At 72.5% G+C, this 17,575-nt stretch carries 8 protein-coding genes; 6 read left to right on the forward strand and 2 right to left on the reverse strand.

All coding sequences use genetic code 11. From position 1 onward, the window contains the following. Positions 1 to 323: 323 nt before the first annotated feature. Positions 324 to 1,532, reverse strand: coding sequence for a nucleotide sugar dehydrogenase (locus ACFY9I_RS14110; RefSeq protein ID WP_391001075.1), 1,209 nt, complete (start codon positions 1,530 to 1,532; stop codon positions 324 to 326). A 281-nt stretch (positions 1,533 to 1,813) separates the two neighbouring features. Between ACFY9I_RS14110 and ACFY9I_RS14115 the strand changes: the two genes are divergently transcribed. The 6 genes from ACFY9I_RS14115 (at position 1,814) to ACFY9I_RS14140 (ending at position 15,151) form a co-directional block, all read left to right on the forward strand. Further along, positions 1,814 to 3,520, forward strand: coding sequence for an FAD-dependent oxidoreductase (locus tag ACFY9I_RS14115; protein WP_391001077.1), 1,707 nt, complete (start codon positions 1,814 to 1,816; stop codon positions 3,518 to 3,520). A 333-nt stretch (positions 3,521 to 3,853) separates the two neighbouring features. Then, complete coding sequence (locus ACFY9I_RS14120) at positions 3,854 to 6,067, forward strand: protein kinase (RefSeq protein ID WP_391001080.1); 2,214 nt, start codon at positions 3,854 to 3,856, stop codon at positions 6,065 to 6,067. Positions 6,068 to 6,452: 385 nt separating this feature from the next. Continuing rightward, the gene (locus ACFY9I_RS14125; RefSeq protein WP_391001083.1) at positions 6,453 to 9,233 is read left to right on the forward strand and encodes a protein kinase; all 2,781 of its coding nucleotides are present in this window, start codon (positions 6,453 to 6,455) and stop codon (positions 9,231 to 9,233) included. A gap of 180 nt (positions 9,234 to 9,413) precedes the next feature. Then, the gene (locus tag ACFY9I_RS14130) at positions 9,414 to 11,315 is read left to right on the forward strand and encodes a protein kinase (RefSeq protein WP_391001086.1); all 1,902 of its coding nucleotides are present in this window, start codon (positions 9,414 to 9,416) and stop codon (positions 11,313 to 11,315) included. Positions 11,316 to 11,444: 129 nt separating this feature from the next. Continuing rightward, positions 11,445 to 13,274, forward strand: a complete 1,830-nt coding sequence (locus ACFY9I_RS14135; protein WP_391001089.1) for a protein kinase — start codon at positions 11,445 to 11,447, stop codon at positions 13,272 to 13,274. 77 nt (positions 13,275 to 13,351) lie between these two features. Next, positions 13,352 to 15,151 (forward strand): protein kinase, encoded by a 1,800-nt coding sequence (locus ACFY9I_RS14140; RefSeq protein WP_391001091.1) that lies wholly within the window; start codon positions 13,352 to 13,354, stop codon positions 15,149 to 15,151. Between the two features lie 36 nt (positions 15,152 to 15,187). Here the strand turns inward: ACFY9I_RS14140 and ACFY9I_RS14145 are convergent, their stop codons facing one another. Continuing rightward, positions 15,188 to 17,419: a glycosyltransferase gene (locus tag ACFY9I_RS14145; protein ID WP_391001094.1), complete on the reverse strand. Its 2,232-nt coding sequence runs from the start codon at positions 17,417 to 17,419 to the stop codon at positions 15,188 to 15,190. Positions 17,420 to 17,575: the final 156 nt, after the last annotated feature.

The raw sequence follows: 17,575 nt of genomic DNA on the forward strand, positions 1-17,575 counted from the left end.
AGGGTGACCGGGCCCCTTTCGCGTGCCCAAGTGGGCTGGTGGGGGCGTGGGTTGTGGGTGGGGACGCCCCTCATGGGACGTCACCGCAAGCCCCTGGGACCGGATCCGTCTGCGGATGGTGAAGTGCCGGAGGAGGTGGATCTTGCGGATCTACGGAAGGTGAGCGGTCGCCCCCGAGGCAATTAGGGGCGGACACTCCGTGAACCATCCAGGAGCTCGTGGCAGTGCCACCTGCGGCGGGCCCCGCCTGATTCCGTACGGTACCGGCGGAGGCCGTCGGCTGCCACCGACCGCGGAGGTCAGGGCCGTATCGTGCGCCCCCCTCACAACCTGTGCGCCGCCCCCGTGGGCGTGGCCCCCCGGGTGTCCAGGAGGAGCTGGGCCTTCACCGACAGGCCCTGGAGGTCGTACGTGCGGTGCTGCTGGAGGAGGATCGTCAGGTCGGCGTCGGCGGTGGCCTCGTAGAGCGAGTCGGCGCGGGGGATGGGGCGGTCGAGGACGCTCCAGGTGGGGATGTGCGGGTCGTGGTAGCTGACGTGGGCGCCGAGTTCGATGAGTCGGCGGGCGATCTCGTCGGCGGGGGTGCCCTGTCGGTCGGGGACGTCGGGCTTGTAGGTGATGCCCAGGAGGAGGACGCGGGCGCCTCGGGCCGACTTGCCGTGCTCGTTGAGGAGGGTGGCGGCGCGCTGTACGACGTACTGGGGCATGCGGTTGTTGACCCGCTGGGCGAGTTCGACCATGCGCAGCGAGCGGGGGGCGTGGCCCGAGAGGTCCTGGGGGAGGGCGTGGCCGCCGACGCCGGGGCCTGGGCGGAAGGCCTGGAAGCCGAACGGTTTGGTCTCGGCGCAGCGGATGACGTCCCAGAGGTCCACGCCCAGGTCGTTGCAGAGGACGGCCATCTCGTTGACGAGGGCGATGTTGACGTGGCGGTAGTTGGTCTCCAGGAGGTGGACCGTCTCCGCCTCGCGCAGGCCACGCGCGCGTACCACCTTGTCGGTGAGGCGGCCGTAGAAGGCGGCGGCCGACTCGGTGCAGGCCGGGGTGAGGCCGCCGATGACCTTGGGGGTGTTGGTGGGGCCGAAGTCGCGGTTGCCCGGGTCGACGCGGGCGGGGGAGTAGGCGAGGTGGAAGTCGCGGCCCGCGCGCAGGCCGGAGCCCTCTTCGAGGAGCGGGCGGAGGAACTCCTCGGTCGTGCCCGGGTGCACCGGGGACTCCAGGATGACCGTGGTGTGCGGGCGCAGGCGGCCGGCGAGGGTGCGGGCGGCCTCCTCGACCTGGGTGAGGTCGAGCGAACCGTCGGCTCCGAGAAAGGTCGGGGCGCAGATGACGGCCGTACGGACGCGGCCGAGTTCGGCGGGGTTGGTGCTGGGCTTGAAGCCGCGGGCGAGCATGCGGCGCAGTTCGCCGGGGGTGAGGGAGCCGCCCTCGGGGCCGGTGCGGTAACCGAGCGTGGCGATGCCGGCGGCGACGGCGGCCTGGGCCAGCGGCAACCCCAACTGGCCGAGTCCGATGACGGCGAGATCTGCGGGCATGGCGTGGGCCGTCCTTCCCAATAACCGAAGCGGGACAGACGCGCAAGCCCTGTGGACTCAATGAGCGAGCGCAATGTCACACTAGGCGTAAATATGACCGATATGTGGGATTGGGGAGTTGTTTTTGTGTGCGCGTCCTGCGGAGTTATCCACAGGCTGGGGGCGGTTGGTGGCCGATGTCGGGCAACACGGTCAGAATTTTGGGCAGGGGGATGTGGGCCGGGTCTTGCTTGACGGGCATGGACAGGTGAGGCCGGCGCGACGAACGGCTGGAGGCAGCGGTGAGGACAGCGGCACTGGGACCGGCGCAGCGCGCCGAGTCACTGGCGGGTATGGCCGAGCGCGAGCTGGACGTGCTGGTCGTGGGCGGCGGTGTGGTCGGAGCGGGCACGGCCCTGGACGCCGTGACACGCGGCCTGTCCACGGGCCTGGTGGAGGCACGTGACTGGGCCTCGGGCACCTCCAGCCGGTCCAGCAAACTGATCCACGGCGGTCTGCGCTATCTGGAGATGCTCGACTTCGCCTTGGTCCGCGAGGCCCTGAAGGAGCGTGGGCTGCTGCTGGAGCGGCTGGCGCCCCATCTGGTGAAACCGGTGCCCTTCCTCTACCCGTTGCAGCACAAGGCCTGGGAGCGGTGGTACGCCGGCTCGGGCGTCGCGCTGTACGACGGGATGTCGATGGCGCGCGGGCACGGCCGGGGGCTGCCGGTGCACCGCCATCTGACGCGTCGGCACGCTCTGCGCATAGCGCCCTGCCTGAAGAAGGACGCCCTCGTCGGGGCGCTCCAGTACTACGACGCCCAGATGGACGACGCCCGCTATGTGGCCACCCTGGTGCGCACGGCCGCCTCGTACGGGGCGCAGGTCGCCAACCGCGCGCGTGTGACCGGGTTCCTGCGCGAGGGCGAGCGGGTGGTCGGGGCCAGGGTGCAGGACGTCGAGGGCGGCGGGGAGTATGAGATCCGCGCCCGGCAGGTCGTCAACGCGACCGGGGTGTGGACCGACGACACCCAGGCGATGGTGGGGGAGCGCGGCCAGTTCCACGTAAGGGCGTCCAAGGGCATCCATCTGGTCGTGCCGAAGGACCGGATCCACTCCACGACCGGGCTGATCCTGCGCACCGAGAAGTCCGTGCTCTTCGTCATCCCCTGGGGGCGGCACTGGATCGTGGGCACCACGGACACCGGCTGGGACCTCGACAAGGCCCATCCGGCGGCGTCCAGCGCGGACATCGACTATCTGCTGGAGCATGTGAACTCCGTGCTGGCGGTGCCGCTCACCCGGGACGACGTGCAGGGGGTGTACGCCGGGCTCCGGCCGCTGCTCGCCGGGGAGTCGGACGCCACCAGCAAGCTCTCGCGGGAGCACATCGTCGCGCATCCGGTGCCCGGGCTGGTGGTCGTGGCCGGCGGCAAGTACACGACCTACCGGGTCATGGCGAAGGACGCCGTGGACGCCGCCGTGCACGGGCTCGACCAGCGGGTGGCCGAGTGCGTCACCGAGGATGTGCCGCTGCTGGGGGCGGAGGGGTATCGGGCGCTGTGGAACGCGCGGGCGCGGATCGCCGCGAGCACCGGTCTGCACGTGGTGCGGGTGGAGCATCTGCTGAACCGGTACGGGGCGGCGGCGGAGGAGGTGCTCGAACTGATCGCCGCCGATCCTTCGATGGGGGAGCCGTTGCAGGCCGCCGACGACTATCTGCGGGCCGAGGTGGTGTACGCGGCGTCGCACGAGGGGGCGCGGCATCTCGACGATGTGCTTACCCGGCGGACGCGGATCTCCATCGAGACGTTCGACCGGGGGACGCGGAGCGCGCGGCAGGCGGCGGAATTGATGGCTCCGGTGCTCGGGTGGGACGAGGGCCAGATCGACCGGGAGGTCGAGCACTACCACAAGAGGGTGGAGGCGGAGCGGGAGTCACAGCGGCAGCCGGATGATCTGACGGCGGACGCCGCGCGGTTGGGGGCGCCGGACATAGTGCCGTTGTAGTGCCTTCGCCTTCGCCGGCCCTACCCGTTCCCCTCCCCGCAAGCGCTGCCCCTTCGGCTCCGGACCGCTCTGGGTCCGTGCGTCCCTCCGCAGACCCCATGCGACCTGAACGGGCCTTGTCCGCCAACGCCCGACGAGGCCGGGAACGACGGCCCGCATCTCTTGAGCGTGCCTCAGATGCGGGCCGCGGCCGGGCTGTTTCGGTGAAGTGTGGGTGGGCGGGGTGAGGGGCTTGAAGGCGGGGTGGCCGGTTGAGGGGGGCCCTGGGCGTGGGGCGCTTGGCGGGTGGGTGACAATGGAGGCTCTGTCAGGGCGGGTTGTATGAGGGGACGCATGTCGGAGGCAGAGCGGGTTGGGGAATCCCGTCAGGACAAGGACGCACGTCTCCTCGCCGGGCGGTACCGGCTCGGAGGGGTGCTCGGTCGCGGCGGCATGGGCACGGTGTGGCGTGCCATGGACGAGACGCTGGGCCGTACGGTCGCGGTCAAGGAGCTGAGGTTCCCGTCCAGCATCGACGAGGACGAGAAGCGACGGCTCATCACGCGCACCCTGCGCGAGGCCAAGGCGATCGCGCGGATCCGTAACAACGCCGCGGTGACGGTGTTCGACGTCGTGCACGAGGACGACCGGCCGTGGATCGTGATGGAACTCGTCGAGGGCAAGTCGCTCGCCGAGGTCATCCGTGAGGACGGGGTGCTCGAACCCAGGCGGGCCGCCGAGGTGGGGCTCGCCATCCTCGACGTGCTGCGGGCCGCGCACCGCGAGGGCATTCTGCACCGGGACGTGAAGCCGTCGAACGTGCTGATCGACAAGCACGACGGCCGGGTCGTCCTCACCGACTTCGGTATCGCACAGGTCGAGGGCGACCCCTCCATCACCTCGACCGGCATGCTCGTGGGAGCGCCCTCGTACATCTCGCCGGAGCGGGCGCGCGGCCACAAGCCCGGCCCCGCCGCCGACCTGTGGTCGCTCGGCGGTCTGCTCTACGCGGCGGTCGAGGGGGTGCCGCCCTACGACAAGGGGTCGGCCATAGCGACGCTGACCGCGGTGATGACCGAGCCGGTGCCCGAGCCCAAGAGGGCCGGGGCGCTGAAGGACGTCATCTTCGGGCTGCTCACCAAGGACCCCGAGCGACGGCTCGACGACGCCAGGGCCCGGGCCATGCTCAACACCGTCATCCACGCGCCCCATCCGAAAGATGTCGACCCGGTGGACGCGACACGGGTCGTGCCGTTGCCGCCGGTGCCGGAGGAGCGCCCGAAGAAGGGCGGTTCCGGCGGAGCCGGGGCCGGATCCGTGGCGAAGGAGGGCGGCGAGCGGCCGCGTGCGCCTCGGTGGTCCATGCGCAAGGGCGCGTCCGGGGCAGCGACTGCGACCGGGGCTGGAACTGGGAGCACGGCTTCGGGTGCCGGTGCCGGTGCTGCTGCCGGGCGGGGTACGTCCGGCGGAGTGTCGGCGGGTGCGTCCCATGGGGCTCGTGGTGGTGTCTCCGGTGGGGCGGGGGCCGTCGCCAAGTCTTCGGCCGGGTCCTCAGCGGCTGTTTCGACGCGGTCCGCCTCCGTCGGGGTTTCGTCGGGCGCCGGTGCCGAGAAGGCCGGTGGCGTACCGGGACAGGCGTCGGGCAAGTCGGCTGCCGGCGCGCGAGGTACCGGAGCCGTCGGCGTGGGCAACTCCGGTACGGCGGGGCGTACTTCCGGGTGGCCCGAGGTGCCGCCGCCGGATCTGCCGCCGCGGCCGGTGCCCAGGGCGCCGATCACGGATGTGGTGTCGCGGCGGACACTGGCGGTCATCGCGGTGGCCGTGGTGCTCGTCGTGCTCGGGACCGTGCTGGCGTTCACCCTCGGTGACGACGACGGCAGTTCGAACAGCGGCAAGGGCGCCGACACCAAGGCGTCCGCGTCCAGCGGGACGGCGTCGGGGAGCGACGCCGCGAGCAAGGGCGAGGACACCGACAAGAGCGCCGGCGACAACACGGACAAGGGCTCCGATCCCAGCCCGGACGGTGACACGACGCAGGAGTCCGACGGGTCGAGCGGGTCGGGCGGCAGTTCGCCGAGCCCTTCGGGCGGGTCGAACGGCTCGGTGAACGGCGACGGCTCCGCAGGCGCCTCGGACATCGCGACCCGGACGTACAAGAGCGGTCAGGGGTTCTCCATCGGGCTGCCCGACGGGTGGAAGTACCGGTCGACGGACGCCGCGGGGGCCCGGTTCTCGGGCCCCGACGGGCAGCGGCTGCTCGTCGGCTGGACCACCACCCCGAAGAACGACCCGGTCGCTGACTGGAAGAATCAAGAGCGGTACATGCGGCGCTCGCAGTACCAGCAGATTCGAATAGAGGCGGTGGACTACCGGGGCTGGAAGGCGGCCGACTGGGAGTTCACCTATGCGGAGAGCGGAACGAAGTACCGGTCGATCGACCGTGGGTTCGTCGTGGACTCCCGGCAGGGGTACGCGCTGATGTACACCGCGAAGGCGGCGCAGTGGAGCGGTGAGCTGCGCAAGGACACCTGGCGGACGTTCACCAGGACGTTCGAGCCGAAGTCCTGACGACGACGGGGCCGGCATCCGGGGAGCGCGTACGGAGGGCTGTCGTGCGCCGGTGCGTTCGAGGCCGCGGCTCCGCATGGTTTCGTGCCTCAGCTCGGGATGCCGAGCGAGGGCGTGAGGGGGCGTGAGGGGGTGCGGCTCGGGGTGAGCTCCGTCGATGTGAGTTCGACTTCGGGAGTTCTGCCCGCCGGGTGAGTTCGGCGCCGGGTGTTCCGGGGAAGATCGAGGGCGTTCGAGCGCATTCGAGGCAGGCGAGATATCGCATCGACTCAATGCGGGTTGCCTCAGGCACGTATCGTGAATGGCTGCGGATCGTACGCATCCAGCACGGAACGGGTCGCTGGACGAGCGGAATCGACCAACCGGGTGGTCGGGGGAGGGCATCGTGGACGAATACGCGGGGCGAGTACTCGCCGACCGCTATCGCCTGCCGCTGCCGCCCTCCGACGAGTACGAACTCGCCGAGACACGGGCCTTCGACACCTACAGCGGGCAGGAAGTCCTGGTACGGCAGGTGCCGTTGCCCGAGGTCGTCGAGGCGGAGGTGCTCGACGCGGACGGGCTGCCCGAGGGGTACGTCGCGCGGGACGGCGGGGGGCGCCGGGGTGCGGCGGGGACCACGCGCCGGTCCACCGACCCGGCCGTACGGCGGGCCGTCGAGGCCGCGCAGGCCGCCGCGCGGATTCCCGACCATCCTCGGCTCGACCAGGTCTTCGACGTGTTCGCCGAGGCCGGCTCGTTGTGGATAGTGAGCGAACTGGTGTCCGCGCGGCCCCTCGCCGCACTGCTCGCCGAGCAGCCGCTGACCCCGTACCGGGCGGCCGAGGTCGCCTCGGACGTGCTCACGGCACTGCGCGCGCTGCACGCCCACGGCTGGGTGCACCGGAACATCACCGCCCGTACGGTGCTCGTCTGCGACGACGGCCGAGTGATGCTCACTGGGCTGGCGGCCGGGGCGGCGGAAGAGGCGTTGTGCGGGTACGACCCGGTGCCCGCGCCGGAGTACGAGGACCGTCGGCCGGGCGTACCGGGGGACGGCTCGGGCGTTCGCGCGGTGGGGCCCGGTGGGCGGGAGAGTGCGGGAGGCCGGACGGCGCCCGTTGGCGTTCCCGGCGCACCGGCGACCGGGGGTGCGCTGCCGGGTGGTGCCGGGGGCGGCACGGTCGGTGGGGCCCGTGGTGGTGCCGGGGGCGGCACGTTCGGTGGGTCCCACGGCGGTGGTGCCGAGGATCCCGAAGCGGCTCGGCGGGCCGCGATAGAGGCGCGGGGCAGTGCTGCCGCGGTGCCGGGCGCTGATCCCTCCGGGGGGCAGCGGGCGCTGGAGGCCGGCGGGGACGCTCGGGCGGCGCGGGCGGGGGCGATCGCCGCCTACCGGGCGGGGGCTCGGGCGGCAGCCCGTGTCCAGGACGACCAACCGGGTGGCCCGGGTGCGGGGTTGCCCGCGCAGCGGCCCGCTCCGCGGGACGGCACGGGGGCGTCGGGCTCCGACCGGGACGGCACCCCGGCCTCCGGCGGCGGGACGAGGCCCGTGCCACTCGGTCAGATCGCCGACCCCTACGGGGTCCTCGCCGACGGCGGCCCCACGAGCGCGTGGCACGGCGCGGCGCCGCGCGGCGGGAGGCCCGCACGCCCCGGCGACCGTCACGGGGACGGAACGCCCGGCGACTCGCCGTACGACGCCGGTGATCCGGCCGGTGGCGCCTCCGGCGTCGGCACGCACGACAGCCGCGCGTACGAGTTCGGTGTCCACGGCGGCCGCGCGGACGAGTCCGGCCCTCACGACAGCCCCGGGTACGGGGTGCCCGGCGGTGCTCCGCGTCCCGACGCTGTCGTGGATGCCGTGCCCTGGGACGGGCCGGGCGGTGGGGGCGTTCCTCGACGGGGACCCGCCACGGCGCTCGCGGCCGAGCGGGCCCGGCAGGCGCGGATGGCGGTGGTCGGGCCGGTCACCGAGCGGTGGGCGCCCGAGCAGGCCGGACCGGTGCATGAGAACTGGCAGTTGGCGGCGCCGATCGGACCCGCGACGGACCTGTGGGCGCTGGGAGCGTTGCTGTTCCGGGCCGTGCAGGGGCACGCGCCCTACCCGGAGGAGAACACCGCCGAGCTGGTGCAACTGGTGTGCGCGGAGCCGCCCGCGTTCGCCGAGGAGTGCGGGCCGCTGCGGCCGGTCGTGGAGTCGCTGCTGCGTCAGGACCCGACCGAGCGGCTGGACTTCGAGGAGCTGCGCGGCTGGCTGCGCTCGCTGGTGCGGTCGGCACCGGAGGCCGAGGCCGGTGCGCATGTCGTGCCGGCGCCGCCCGTGGACGCGAGCAGGCTGCCGATCGTACGGCGGCGCGGCGAGCTCGTCCGCAGACGCCGGGCCGGGTTGCCCGCGACCCGCGCGCACGCCCGCCACAAGCGTTCCCGGCACGAGAAGCCCACGCAGCCCCGCAAGCTGGGCCGCAATCTGGTGCTGCTCGTCCTGCTCGCGCTGGCCGCGGCGGTCGCGTACGCCATGGTGTTCATGCCCAAGGCCACGCCGAGCAGTGAGGGCAGCGACACGGGGAGCCGCACGGAGAGTGCCGGACAGCAGAGTGCGGAGCCGGACGCGAGCAGCGAGCCCCGGCCCGACCAGAACTCGAGCTCGCCCGACGGCGGCGAGGAGGGGCAGAGCGGGGCGAGCCCGTCGGAGTCGTCCGGTTCGACGCAGACCCAGACCGGGGATCCCGAGGTCGCCCAGGGGTTCACCCTGCGCAAGGACCCCGAGGGGTTCCAGGTCGCCGTCGCCAGTGGCTGGGACCGCAGCGCCAAGAACGGGCGCGGGCAGATCGTGTACTCCCAGGGCGACTTCGAGCTGATCCTCGTCCCCGGGCGGGACAGCGCGCAGACCTACGGCGGTGATCCGCTGAAATACCAGCGGGAGGACGAGCGTGAGCTGCAGCCCTTCCGTGACTCGACGTGGGCCACGTCCAGCGGGATGCGGCTGATCGAGGTGGGCGGGGTGACCTCGGCCGAGGGGCAGTTCACGTGGCAGGACTCCGAGGGGCGCGGCGTCTTCGTACGGAATCTCGCGATACTCCTCGACGGGCGGTACCACGTGGTGCAGTTGCGGGGGCCGGAGGCGGAGCGGGACGAGGTCACCCGGCTGTACGAGCAGGCGGCGGACACGTACAAGGCGACCGGCTAGCAGGGTGGTACGGGCGGGCTGGGGGAGCACTTCGTCGGCAAGTTCGCGGAAGGTTGCGTTCCGGGCGGGGAAGCGAGAACCGTCACAGTGCGGTCTCTGTGGGGGCGAGCCGGTTCCCGGGGTCGCGGGCCGCTCCCTAATGTGACCCTGTCAAGAACATTGCGGGGCAACGTGAATCAGATGCAGGGTCAGCTCCTGGCAGAGCGCTATCGGCTTGTCGACACGATCGGCAGCGGTGGCATGGGCCGTGTCTGGCGTGCGCATGATGAGGTGCTGCACCGGGCCGTCGCGGTCAAGGAGTTGACGGCCGCGCTCTACGTCTCGGAGAACGAGCAGGCCGTACTGCTGGCGCGGACCCGGTCCGAGGCGCGCGCGGCGGCACGGATCAACCACTCGGCGGTCGTCACCGTGCACGACGTGCTGGAGCACGACAACCGGCCGTGGATCGTCATGGAGTTGGTCGAGGGCGTCTCGCTGGCCGACGCGGTCCGGGAGCGGGGGCGCGTCGAGGCGCGTGAGGCGGCGCGGATCGGGTTGTGGGTGCTGCGGGCGCTGCGGGCCGCGCACCGGGCGGGCGTGCTGCACCGCGACGTCAAGCCGGGGAACGTGCTGCTCGGTGAGGACGGCCGGGTCATGCTCACCGACTTCGGCATCGCGCAGGTCGAGGGCGACACGACCATCACTCGGACCGGCGAGATCGTCGGCTCCGTCGACTACATAGCCCCCGAGCGGGTGCGCGGGCACGAGCCCGGCCCCGCCTCCGACCTGTGGTCGCTGGGCGCCACGCTGTACACGGCGGTGGAGGGTAAGTCGCCGTTCCGGCGCACCACACCGCTCACCACCATGCAGGCCGTGGTGAGCGAGGAGGCCGCCGAACCGGTGGACGCGGGGGCGCTCGGGCCCGTCATCACCGCGCTGCTGTGCAAGGACCCCGCCGTACGGCCCGACGCGGACGAGGCCGAGCAGCTGCTCGCGGAGGCGGCGGAGGGGCGTCGGCCGAGGGAGGCACAGGCGTATGTGCCGACGCGGCAACAGGTGGGGGGTGCTGCCGGTGCCGGTGCCGGTACCGGTCTCGGTGTGGGTGAGGGTGCCGGGATCGACGCCGGTGCGGAGGACGCGGACGCGCGGGGGGCTCAGGGCGGGCCGGGTGCCTTCGACGGGCAGGGGGTGTCGGAGGGCCAGGGTGACCGGGGTGGGTTCGGTGCGCACGACGTACGGGGTGGACAAGGCGTACCGGGTGGGCACGACGTACGGGGTGGACATGGCGCACTGGGTGTGAACGGTGCGGTGGGTGGCGGCGCGCAGGGGGCGGGGCGTCCCACCGCGTCCGAGTTCTTCGGCGGGGCGCATGTGTCCACCGCGCCCGCTGCCTCCGGTACCCCGGTGACTCGGATGGCCACTGCCCACCAGCTCGCCCCGGGCGGTTCCGCCGCCACTGCCGCGCCCCGCGCCAAGCGACGCGTACGAGGGCGTACGGTCGCGTTCGTCGTCCTGCTGGCCGTGCTGGTCGGCGGTGGGGGTGCCGTGGGGATGCACTACGCGGACGAGTGGCGTGCGGGGAACGGCTCCGCCGCGGCCGGGACGGGAGGCGAGGACGAGGAGGGCCGGGCGGGGGCCGACAGTGTGCCCGAAGGGTGGGAGCGGGTCGAGGACCCGGCCGGTTTCAGCCTCGCTCTGCCCAAGGGGTGGAAGCGGCAGGTAAAAGGGACGCAGATCGACTACACGCCCGACAACGGTGAGCACTTCCTGAGGATCGCCGTGGACGAGTCGCCGGACTTCGACAGCCCGTACCACCACCAGCTCGACCTGGAGGAACAGGTGAAGGTGCGGCCCCGGTACCGGCAGGTGAGGTTGGAGGAGAACATCTACCGCGACCGGCCCGGCGCGCTGTGGGAATTCACCTGGACCGCGCCCGCGAAGGACACCGAGTTCCCGGGGCCGCGCCGGGCGATCGAGCAGATGTATCTCTCCCGGGACGGTGTCGAGTACACGATCTACATGTCCTCGCCAGCAGCGGACTGGAAGACGGCGGAGGAGCAGTTCTACGCGGTGCTGCGAAGCTGGCGGCCGCCGCAGAAGTGACAGCGGGGCGCTCACGGGGGATCCGCCCGGTGCTCGGGCGGTGCTTGCGAGACGGGTGGGCGTCGCTTGTCGGCCAGGCCTGTCGCACGGCACCGGAGGGTTTCGGTCCGGTGGGGCATGATGGGGCTCATGGGGACCGAGGGCGAGAACCTCCGTGTCGTAGCCGGGCGTTACCGGCTGGAGGCCAGGATCGGCCGGGGCGGTATGGGGATCGTGTGGCGGGCCACCGACCAGCTCCTCGGTCGGCGGGTGGCGGTCAAGGAGCTGGCCCTCGACGACTCGCTCCCGGAGGAGCGTTCCCGGCAGCGACGCGAGCGCACGCTGCGTGAGGCGCGGGCGGTCGCCCGGCTCGGCCACCCGAACATCATCGTCGTGCACGACGTCGTCGAGCAGGACGAACGCCCGTACATCGTCATGGAGCTGATCGACGGCGGCTCGCTCGCGGAGCGGATCGCGGCCGAAGGGCCGGTCGACGCGCGGGAGGCCGCGCGCATCGGCATCGATCTGCTCGGCGCGCTGCGGCGGGCGCACGACGCCGGTGTGCTGCACCGCGATCTCAAGCCCGCCAACGTCCTGATGGAGGCCGGCACCGACCGAGTCGTGCTCACCGACTTCGGTATCGCGCAGGTCGCCGGCGCGACCACGCTCACCGAGAGCGGGTCCTTCGTCGGCTCCCCCGAGTACACCGCGCCGGAGCGGATGTCCGGGGTCCGCACCGGGCCGGAGTCCGACCTGTGGTCGTTGGGCGCGCTGCTGTGTGCCGCCCTGAGCGGTGAATCGCCGTTCCGGCGCGACTCGTTGGGCGGCATCCTGCACGCGGTGGTCGTCGACGAGATCCGGCCGCCCGAGCAGGCCGCGCCCCTGCTTCCCGTCGTACGCGGGCTGCTGGAGCGGGACCCGGACCGGCGGCTGGACGCGGCGGAGGCCGAACGGTTGCTGCGTGCCTTCCGGGACACCGGCCGGACGCCCAGGACGACCAGGGCCCCGTGGAGACCGACCGGTTACACACCGACCCGGCGGGACGTGCCGCGCCCGGGCCGCGACGCGCCGAGCGCGGCCGACCCCCGCGCCGCCGACCAGGACGTACCGGCGGCCGGGCAGGAGGTACCGCCCCTGCTCGGCCCGGAGGCGCGTCTGCACGAGAAGTCCGCGCGGCAGCCGCCCCCGCACTCCACCCGGAGTGTGCTGGTCGCGGCGGCCCTGGTGGCGGCGATGGCCGGGGCGGGCGTCTCGGGGGCGGCGCTGCTGATGCGGGAAGGGGGCAGTGGAGGCGGCGCGCCGGGCAGTTCGGCCCCGCAGACACCGGGCACGACGGGCGGGCCGGGTACGTCGAGCGCGCCGGGCACGTCGGGCGGGGTGAGTGAGTCGGGCGGGACCGGCACGTCCGGTGCGTCCGGTGCATCCGGTGCGTCCAGTACGTCGGGCACGTCCGGTGTCTCGTCCGGGACGTCGGTGGACGCCACGCCCACCGTCACGCGCTCGCGGGCGGCCACCGCGCCGACGGTGCCGTCGGGGTACCGGCTCGCCGAGGACGAGCGGGGGTTCCGTCTCGCCGTGCCGGACGATTTCACGCGGGAGCCGCAGGGGGAGCGGGTCTTCTACATGTCGCCGGGGCAGGTGATCCGGATCGGCGTCAAACTCGACGGCCCGGTGGAAGGCGGGCCGACCGGGGTGATGTGGCGCGCCCACGAGAGGGGTCCTTCCACGAACCCCGGTTACCGCGACGGACGCGTCACCGAGATCACGCACGACGGGCGGCCCGCCGCGCTCTGGGAGTTCACCTGGGACGGCTACAGCGCGGCGGAGGGTCCCCGGCACACGTACGACCTGTGCTGGGAGCAGGACGGGCGGCTGTACGACGTGTGGGTGTCGGCGCCTGTCGGGAAGGTGACCGAGGCGAAGGAGTACTTCGACGTGGCGGTGGACACCTTCGTACGTGACCAAAGCGGAGATAAGTGACGTCCCGCGTCACGGGTCTGTGACCGGAAAGCGACGGGGGTGGATGCACACACGCTTGTCGCGATACAGATGAACATATGAGCAGCAACGGGGGAGCCCCTTACGGATCCGGCCATGGATCCGGCCATGGATCCGGCCATGGATCCGGTCGTGGATCCGGCCATGGAGAGGGGCATGGATCCGGCTACGGGGCCGACGAGCCGACGAGTTTCGGACTGCAACCGCCGCAGCCGAGTGCGCCGTACGCGGGGAACCCGTACGCGCAGCCGGCGCGACCGGCGGAGCCCGCGAGGCCGACTCGGCCAGCGACGCCGACGATGCCGACGCAGATGGTCGCGCAGCCCGCGCCGTCGGCGCGGCCCCCGCAGGACCCTGGTGCCGGGCGTCTCGTCGCCGGCCGGTACCGGCTGCTCGCCAAGCTCGGCCACGGCGGCATGGGCACGGTGTGGCGGGCCAAGGACGAGACGGTGGATCGCGAGGTCGCCGTCAAGGAGCCCCGCGTACCGGACCATCTTCCCGAGCGTGAACGGGACAACGCCTTCGAGCGCATGCGTCGGGAGGCGCGTGCGGCGGCCCGGCTCGACCATCCGTCGGTCGTCAACGTGCACGATGTGGCGGTCGTGGACGGCCGCCCGTGGATCGTGATGGAGCTGGTGCGGGGCCGTTCGCTGGGCGACGCGCTCCAGGAGGGCACCCTCGGCGTGCGTGACGCGGCGAAGATCGGCCTCGACGTGCTCGGTGCGCTGGAGGCCGCGCACGCCGCCGGCGTCCTGCACCGTGACGTCAAGCCGGACAACGTCCTCCTCGGCCGCCACGACCGGGTCGTCCTCACCGACTTCGGCATCGCGCAGATCGAGGGCGAGACGAACCTGACGGACACCGGCGGCTTCGTCGGCTCGCCCGAGTACATAGCCCCCGAGCGTGTGCTGGGCCAGCGGCCCGGCCCCGCGTCGGACCTCTGGTCACTCGGTGTCGTCCTCTACGCCGCCACCGAGGGCGTGTCGCCCTTCCGGCGCAGCAACACGCCGGCGACCCTGCAGTCCGTGCTCAACGCCACGCCCGCGGTGCCCGCCTCGGCCACGGGCCCGCTCGCCGAGGCCATCAACGGCCTGCTGCAGAAAGACCCCGCGCGCCGCCCGACCGCCGCCCGGGTCCGTGAACTGCTGGAGGCGGCCGCGAACCCGCCGGCTCCCGCGCCCACCCAGATCGTCCAGCAGATCGCAGGGCCTGTGGCGGCCGGGTCCGGCAAGGGCGTCCGTGTCGGCGCCAAGACCCTCGCCGGGCTCGGCGCGGTCGTCGTCGCGGCGGCGGTGACGGCGTATCTCGTGATCGCAGATCCGTTCGCGGGGCCGCTGCCGGACGGGTGGAAGCAGCGGGACCTCGGCGCCAAGGTCGCCGCGAGTGCGGGCGTGCCCGGGCACTTCGTGCAGGACAGGATCGAGCCGGACGCCACCGACGGGACCATCGCCCAGTACAGCGACCCGAGCGGGCTGATCCGGGTCAACGTCGACCGGGACATCAAGAAGGACGACAAGGAGAACGAGATCCCGGAGGTCGCGCTGGACAGGGCGTACGCCGACTGGGAATTGATCAAGGACGGCGAGTACACCCTGGACATCGCCGACGACCCCGCGCCCGAGGGACGGCCGCAGGAAGCCATGTTCCAGGACCATGAGGCCGCCGAGAACACCGTCGTCTACACGACCACGGACACACGGAACCCGCGCCTGCGGGAGGCGCGGGTCGTGTACTACAGGGCGAGCAACGGCGACATGTACCGGCTCTGGATCGACTATCCGGGCAAGGGGCACTTCACCGGGCAGGGCCGCGAGATCGCCCGTACGGTCATCGCGAACCTGAAGATCGACCAGATGTAGAGCCCCCGCCCGGCAAGGGAGGGACTGCCTCAGCCCTCAGGTGAGGCTGACCGCAAGGTCGTTGGTGACGGTGAAGAAGAAGCGGGCCTGCGGGGACGCGCCCGCCGGTGTGGTCAGGGGGACCGCCGGGTACTTGTCGGTGTCCTTGCGGTCCACGATGTCACCGAACAACCGTCCGAGACGGATGGGCGCGGCGTCGGGAGCGGGGCGCAGGAAAAGGTCCCAGATCACCTTGTCCTCCGGGCCGACGGGGTCCGGCAGGGACGTCAGCCGCCCGTGGAAGTCGCGCCCGCCGCCGGTGCTCGTCACCGGTGCCTCGAAGTCCGCCGGCCCCTCGCCCCGGGCGACACCCAGCAGCGCCGCGCCGACACCGAGTTCGGCCCCGTGCAGCACGCCCTCCACGGTGAGCGAGCCGTCGCCGACGGGCAGCGCGGTGACCTCGGCGTGTGCGGGGCGGTGGAAGGTACGCAGGGCGAGGTAGCCGTCCTTGGTCGTGTACGGGATCCACCAGGCGACCGGCGTCTCGTACGGAAGCGCGGCGGTCAACAGGCCCCGCTGCTCGACCAGTCCGGCCCGTACCCGCCTCCGGGCCCCGTCCTCGGCCCGCTCCACATGGAGGTCCCAGCGGCCCTCCGCCAGGGGCAGGTCGGCACGGTTCAGCGTGGCCGTCCATGGGCTCTTCGCGTCGTCCGGTTTCTCCCGCTCCAGCGGGACGCGGACCTCTTCGCCACCGTGGCGTCGGCGCAGCACCAGCACGAGGGCATGCCCGGAGGCGCCTGATGCTTCGGACGCACCGCCTACCTGGGACGTACCGGACACGCCGGACGCGGCGACCGAGATCCTTACGCCGCCGTCCGCGTCGACGCGGCAGCCGGCCCTCGGGCGCAGGGGGCGCAGGCGGCGCGGCTCGGTGTCCTCGGCGGAGGCCGTCGAGGACACGGTCTTCGTGATCCGTGCGGAGGGCGGCGAAGGCATGGCCCCGTCGGCCGGTTTCGGGTCGACGGGCCGCGACGCCCGTGGCAACAGTGCCCCCAACGCTCCCCGTATTCGCCGCCCCAGTTTCACGGTCGCCGGGATGCGCGCCTCCTGCAGTTCGGCGATCAACCGCTCGTACTCGACGGCGATGGCGCGGGGCGCGTACCGCCGGACGGTGGTGTGGCCGGCGGTGCCCAGGCGCTGTCGCAGTTCTGGGTCGTCGATGAGGCGGAGCAGGCCCGTGGCGAGGGCCTTCGGGTCGGCCGGGGGGACGAGGAGGCCGTCGGTGCCGTCGGTGATGATCTCGCCGGGGCCGTGCGGGCAGTCGGCGGCGATCACGGGGACGCCGGCGTGCATGGCCTCCAGGATGGTCATGCCGAACGACTCCCACTCGGAGCTGACCGCCGCGACGGAGGCCTTCGCCCACTCGGTCTCCAGGGTGGCGTGCGGGCCCATGAGGAAGACGTGGTCGGTCAGACCGAGCCTGTCGATCGTGGTGCGCAGCCTCGCGCGCTCCGGGCCCTTGCCGTAGATCCGCAGCCGCCACTCGGGGCGTTCGGCGACGACCTCGGCGAAGGCCTCGATGAGCAGGTCGTAGCGCTTGACCGGGAACAGACGTCCGGCCGCGACCACCAACGGGGCGCGCAGATCGGAGCGCTCGGCCTTCGGCCTCGGGGCGGCGTTGGCGATGTTCGTGATGCGGGTGCGCAGTCCGGGAAGTTGGCTGCGGTGGTCGGCGGCGTCACGCTCGGAGACGGTGACGAACGCGTCCAGGCGGGCGATCGCCGCGTTCTGCGCCTCGCGCACGCCGGGCACGTGGTTGTCGTACGACAGATGCTCCTGCCCGATCAGGAACGGACCACGGCGGGAGGGGGAACCGGGCGCGCCGTGCGGGCCCTTCGAGCCGACGGAGCCGTGCCCGGCGAGGTGGACCACCAGCGCCGGGCGGGTCGCGATGACGACATCGGCGTCGGTGGTGTCGAGGAAGGCGCGCAGGCGTTCGTCGGTGAGCGCGGTGTAGCGGTGGGCCAGGACCTCGGTGGGCGGGACGACGGCGGAGGGCCGGGACATCAGCTCGTGACCGCCGTCGTACGACTCGGCCGCAGGGCGTTCGTCGACGAGCGGGACCAGGTGGACCTTGCTGCTCACGCCGAGCAGGGGGCGCTCCTCGGTGCGGAACACCGAGACGATTTCGACATCATGATGAGCCGTCAGGGCTCCGGCGAGGTTCAGGGTCGAACGGACCGTGCCGCCGATGGCGTAGGCGTTGTGGAGCAGAAAGGTGATCTTCATGGCGCTCGGTGCGTCCTCTCGGCGATCCGTGCCGGGACCTGGTCGGAGTCGAGCGGACACAGGGGCGCGTCGTCGGCGCCGAAGGCACGGGTTCCGGCGGCCATGTCGAGCCGGGTGACCCAGCAGCCGGGATTGGGGAGAATTCAGTGTCCGTCG

Origin of the sequence: Streptomyces sp. NPDC012510 (genome assembly GCF_042955065.1) — a bacterium.
Classification (GTDB): Bacteria; Actinomycetota; Actinomycetes; order Streptomycetales; family Streptomycetaceae; genus Streptomyces.

Coding starts and splice junctions, on each gene's coding strand:
- ACFY9I_RS14110 (WP_391001075.1), bottom strand. CDS start 1,532: ATGCCCGCAGATCTCGCCGTCATCGGACTCGGCCAGTTGGGGTTGCCG.
- ACFY9I_RS14130 (WP_391001086.1), top strand. CDS start 9,414: ATGCAGGGTCAGCTCCTGGCAGAGCGCTATCGGCTTGTCGACACGATC.
- ACFY9I_RS14145 (WP_391001094.1), bottom strand. CDS start 17,419: ATGAAGATCACCTTTCTGCTCCACAACGCCTACGCCATCGGCGGCACG.
- ACFY9I_RS14140 (WP_391001091.1), top strand. CDS start 13,352: ATGAGCAGCAACGGGGGAGCCCCTTACGGATCCGGCCATGGATCCGGC.
- ACFY9I_RS14120 (WP_391001080.1), top strand. CDS start 3,854: ATGTCGGAGGCAGAGCGGGTTGGGGAATCCCGTCAGGACAAGGACGCA.
- ACFY9I_RS14135 (WP_391001089.1), top strand. CDS start 11,445: ATGGGGACCGAGGGCGAGAACCTCCGTGTCGTAGCCGGGCGTTACCGG.